Origin of the sequence: Rhodopseudomonas sp. (assembly GCF_048594845.1) — a bacterium.
Classification (GTDB): domain Bacteria; phylum Pseudomonadota; class Alphaproteobacteria; order Rhizobiales; family Xanthobacteraceae; genus Rhodopseudomonas.
Window position 1 is genome coordinate 1 of the sequence record NZ_JBMDXE010000131.1, and the last position, 3,810, is coordinate 3,810.

General features: G+C 67.6%; 6 protein-coding genes. 3 read left to right on the top strand and 3 right to left on the bottom strand.

Annotated features, from left to right (window positions below; genetic code table 11):
• Positions 1-325 precede the first annotated feature (325 nt).
• The gene (modD, locus tag ACOJTD_RS07865) at positions 326-1,165 is read right to left on the bottom strand and encodes a ModD protein (RefSeq protein ID WP_420132364.1); all 840 of its coding nucleotides are present in this window, start codon (positions 1,163-1,165) and stop codon (positions 326-328) included.
• A gap of 224 nt (positions 1,166-1,389) precedes the next feature.
• Here modD and ACOJTD_RS07870 point away from each other — a divergent pair, with 224 nt between their 5' ends.
• Together ACOJTD_RS07870 and ACOJTD_RS07875 are read left to right on the top strand one after the other, a co-directional pair.
• The gene (locus ACOJTD_RS07870) at positions 1,390-1,941 is read left to right on the top strand and encodes a DUF2478 domain-containing protein (protein ID WP_420132365.1); all 552 of its coding nucleotides are present in this window, start codon (positions 1,390-1,392) and stop codon (positions 1,939-1,941) included.
• Positions 1,942-1,953: 12 nt separating this feature from the next.
• The gene (locus ACOJTD_RS07875) at positions 1,954-2,346 is read left to right on the top strand and encodes an ArsC/Spx/MgsR family protein (protein ID WP_420132366.1); all 393 of its coding nucleotides are present in this window, start codon (positions 1,954-1,956) and stop codon (positions 2,344-2,346) included.
• Here ACOJTD_RS07875 and ACOJTD_RS07880 read toward each other — a convergent pair whose 3' ends face one another.
• A complete protein-coding gene (locus tag ACOJTD_RS07880) occupies positions 2,347-2,961 on the bottom strand; it encodes an SAM-dependent methyltransferase (protein ID WP_420132367.1) in 615 nt (204 codons plus the stop codon).
• A 172-nt stretch (positions 2,962-3,133) separates the two neighbouring features.
• On the opposite strand from ACOJTD_RS07880, the gene ACOJTD_RS07885 reads away from it, so the two are divergent.
• The gene (locus tag ACOJTD_RS07885; RefSeq protein ID WP_420132368.1) at positions 3,134-3,490 is read left to right on the top strand and encodes a rhodanese-like domain-containing protein; all 357 of its coding nucleotides are present in this window, start codon (positions 3,134-3,136) and stop codon (positions 3,488-3,490) included.
• Here ACOJTD_RS07885 and ACOJTD_RS07890 read toward each other — a convergent pair.
• Positions 3,491-3,810 (bottom strand): ArsR/SmtB family transcription factor (locus ACOJTD_RS07890; RefSeq protein WP_420132369.1); only part of this gene is annotated, 320 nt, incomplete at its 5' end.

The window sequence follows — 3,810 nt, forward strand, 5'->3', positions numbered from 1 at the left end:
CGCCGTAGCGCCGGCACAGATCCGACACGCTCCAATTGCCGCTCGCATAGTCCGACAGCATCTGCACCCGCTGATCCATCCGACAGGTCTCCACAAAAGGCATCGGCGGTCCTCCCTCCGATGCAGTGTGAACTGTCGACAATCATCCCGGTCTGAACTGTCAGGAATCTACCCGGTCCGTACCCCCGCGTCGCCCTCACCCCAACCCTCTCCCGCAAGCGGGAGAGGGGGCACGCTGCGGGGCGGGGTGGGGGCGCCGATCCATCGGTAGTTGTTATTTCGTAGCCTGATGACTTCGTGACCTGATGACTTCGTATCCTGATTACTAGATCCGGCCGATCTTCACCTGCACGTCCCGCGGCTTTGCCATGTAGGGTGCTGACGTCACCAGAACGTCTGCGCCGGCTTGCGCGTAGGCGGCCGCGTTGCCGGCGTTGACGCCGCCGGCGGCGGCGATGATCGGGCGGTGTGGTGTGGTGGCGAGCTGGGGGACAAACGCGGCGACATCTGGCGGCGCGAACTTCTCCAGTTGCAGCACGTCGAAGCCGGCTTCGGCGGCGGCGAGGGCCGCGTCGATCGAGGACACTTCTGTGATCAGCTTCTTCTCCGGCGCGGCACGTCGCAGCCGCGCGACAGTGGCGGCGAGCGGCTCGTCCAAAAACGCGCGATGCTCGGCGAACACCAGGATGGTTTCGGAGAGGCCGAGCCGGTGCATCACGGCGCCGCCCGCCTTCACGGCGGCGACGGCGAAGCGCTTGGTGCCAGGTGTATTCTTCCGCGTGCAAGCGATGGCGATGCCCGGCGACACCGCGCGTGCCGCCTCGACGATCTCACGCGTCGCAGTGGCGACGCCCGACCAAATCTCGATCAGCGTCTGTGCTACCTTCCAGCCGCGCAGCAGGCCTGAAGCGCTGTCCTGCGCGCGGAGGATCGGCGCGCCGGCGGTGAGCCGATCGCCCGACGCCGCGATCAGCTCGACCTCGCAGCCACTCAACCGCAGCAGCGCGGCGGCGTCCTCCGCCAAGGCCAACACCATCGGGTCGCGCGCGGTGAACTCCATCACGCCGGCCAGCCCGCCGATGCCGAGCGCCTCGGTGGTGAGGTCGCCATACGGCACGTCGTCGTAGAGTAGGCGCTCCAGGTCGGCAGTGGTGACGGCTTGCATAGGGGCTCCTGATCTTGCGGAGGCGCGCCATAAAATCCGCGCCGGCAGTCGTTATGTCCAGCCCTATACAACGCTGTCGGCTTCCCGACAGCCCGGACCATCGCAGGGTGCAGGTGACAAGGCGTTCGTCGATCAGGCATTTTGCCGATGCCGGCCGGCTTCGCTGCGGCGGCACGCGGATTGCTGAGCAGCTCTTGCCGATCCGTCCCACCAAGGAGCAGGCCATGACACCGACCGAGCCCGACGCGCGCCGCATCGCCGCCGTGATCTATCGCGGCGATGACGATGTCGACAGCCTGCTGGCCGATTTCGCCGCCGAGCGGCTGCACGCCGGCGAGCGGCTCGGCGGGCTGGTGCAGCGAAACATCAAGGACGCCAGCGGCCGCCGGGTCGACATGCAGGTGATCGATCTGATGACCGGCGCCGCGATCGGCATCTCGCAGACGCTCGGCGGTGGCGCCGGCTCGTGCAAGCTCGACGCGGCTGGCCTCGCGGACTCGGCGCAGGCGGTGACGCGCGCCATCGCCGGCAATGCGGCGCTGGTGATCATCAACAAATTTTCCAAGCAGGAAGCGACCGGCCAGGGCCTGCGCGCGGAGTTCGCCGAGACCATCGTCGCAGGGCTGCCGCTGCTCACCGCGGTGCCGGAAAAATGCGCCGAAGCATGGCGCGACTTCACCGGCAATTCCGGCATCGAGCTGCCGTGCGAGCGCGCGGCGATCGACGCGTGGTGGCGCGAGGCCGTGGCGGCGCGTTCGGATGAGACGACAGGCTGAGGGACGGCAACCATGTCGCAGGTGATTTTCTACGAGAAGCCAGGCTGCGTCGGCAATGCGCGGCAGAAGGCGCTGCTGATCGCGTCAGGTCACGAACTCGACGTCCGCAATCTGCTGGCGGAGCCGTGGACCGCCGAAACGCTGCGGCCGTTCTTCGGCGACAGGCCGATCCCGCAATGGTTCAATGCCTCCGCGCCGAAGATCAAGGCCGGCGCAATCGATCTCGCTGCGCTCGACGAGAACGCCGCGCTGGCGCTGATGATCGCCGAGCCGATCCTGATCCGCCGCCCGCTGATCCAGTCCGGCGATCGCCGCGAAGCCGGCTTCGATCAGGCCGCGATCGACGCCTGGCTCGGCCTGCGCCGGGGCGGCGCGCCGGTGTTCGACGGATGCGCGATGGACTGATCAGCGCGGCTTGAATCCGACCAGATCGATCAGCGCCGACATGCCGACATGGGCGGAGCCCTCAGCGATCTCGGCATCGTATTCGCGGATGCTGAGACGGTCGAAATCGCCGAACGCCTGCTCGAGGATCTCGCGGGTGTAGAGATCGTCGGCGCAGCTCGGACCGCCGGTGTTGTAGTCGAGCTGCTGCGGCCGGTAGCCCTCGATCAGCAGCAGTCCGCCCGGGTTCAGCGCAGCACGGATGTTCTGAAAGATCCGCGGACGATCCGCGGCCGCGACGAACTGAAAGAAGATGCCGGCAACGACGTCGAAACCGCACGGCCAGTTCCAGTTCAGCAGGTCCGCGCGCTGCGTCTCGATCGTCACACCGCGCGTCGCGGCGAGCTTCTGCGCCTTGGCCTGCGCCGACGGCGAGAAATCCACCGACAGCACCGACAGGCCGCATTCGGCGAGAAAGACGCCATTGCGGCCCTCGCCGTCGGCGATCGCCAAGGCACGCCCCTGCCTGGGGAGCACATCGCGGCAGGACGCCAGAAATGCGCAGGGCGCGGTGCCGAACAGGAACTCCTCGCCGGCAAAGCGGGATTCCCAGCGGTTGAACTGATCCGAGGTCATGATGTCTCACCGAGGATGACGCGCGAGCTTTGCGCGGGCCACGCATTTGCGCAATGCCGCTGCGAGATGGCAGATCACCGCCGCGGGCGCGGTGACAAGGTCACAGACAATCGCTGTCCGTCATGCGATTCGGACGAGCGCCGCGGATCAGCGGCGCAGCACGAGGACGGACATGAAGACGATTTCGGCAGTCGAAGCGCAGCAGATGGTGAGCGACGGCGCGGTGCTGGTCGATATCCGCGAGCCGGCCGAAGTCGAGCGCGAACATATCGACGGCGCGCTGACGCTGCCGCTGAGCGGCTTCGCGCACGCCGATCTGCGCGGGGCCAAGGGCCGCAAGGCAATCTTCTTCTGCGCCTCGGGCGGGCGCACGCGGATATATGCAGGACAGATCGAGGCGAAAGCGAAAGGCGTCTGCGACGCCTATGTGCTCAGCGGCGGCATTGCGGCCTGGCGCCGCGCCGGCTTCCCTACCAAGCAAGCCCCGCGCCCGCCGGGACTGCTGCAGCGCCTGTTCGGCCGCGGCTGATCAGCCCCGCGGCGCTTTGCGGGCCGCAGCCGCGCGCGGACGCAGCACCGTGACTTTGTCCTTGGCGGCGGGCTTGGCGCAAAAGACCGCATGCAGCGCCAGGATGATGCTGCGGACCTCGTCGCTCGCCAGCGAATAGAACACCTGCTGCCCCTCGCGACGGGTTTCCACCAGCCGCTCGCTGCGCAGCCGCGCCAGCTGCTGCGACACCGTCGGCTGGCGCTCCTCCAGCAGCTCCGCAAGTTCGGACACCGACCTCTCACCCTCGGCGAGCTGGCACAGGATCACCAGGCGTGACGCATTGGCCAGCGTCTTCAGGA

Bases quoted from the DNA above. Each gene is read 5' to 3' on its own strand.
- modD (WP_420132364.1), bottom strand. From the start codon at position 1,165: ATGCAAGCCGTCACCACTGCCGACCTGGAGCGCCTACTCTACGACGAC.
- ACOJTD_RS07870 (WP_420132365.1), top strand. From the start codon at position 1,390: ATGACACCGACCGAGCCCGACGCGCGCCGCATCGCCGCCGTGATCTAT.
- ACOJTD_RS07875 (WP_420132366.1), top strand. From the start codon at position 1,954: ATGTCGCAGGTGATTTTCTACGAGAAGCCAGGCTGCGTCGGCAATGCG.
- ACOJTD_RS07880 (WP_420132367.1), bottom strand. From the start codon at position 2,961: ATGACCTCGGATCAGTTCAACCGCTGGGAATCCCGCTTTGCCGGCGAG.
- ACOJTD_RS07885 (WP_420132368.1), top strand. From the start codon at position 3,134: ATGAAGACGATTTCGGCAGTCGAAGCGCAGCAGATGGTGAGCGACGGC.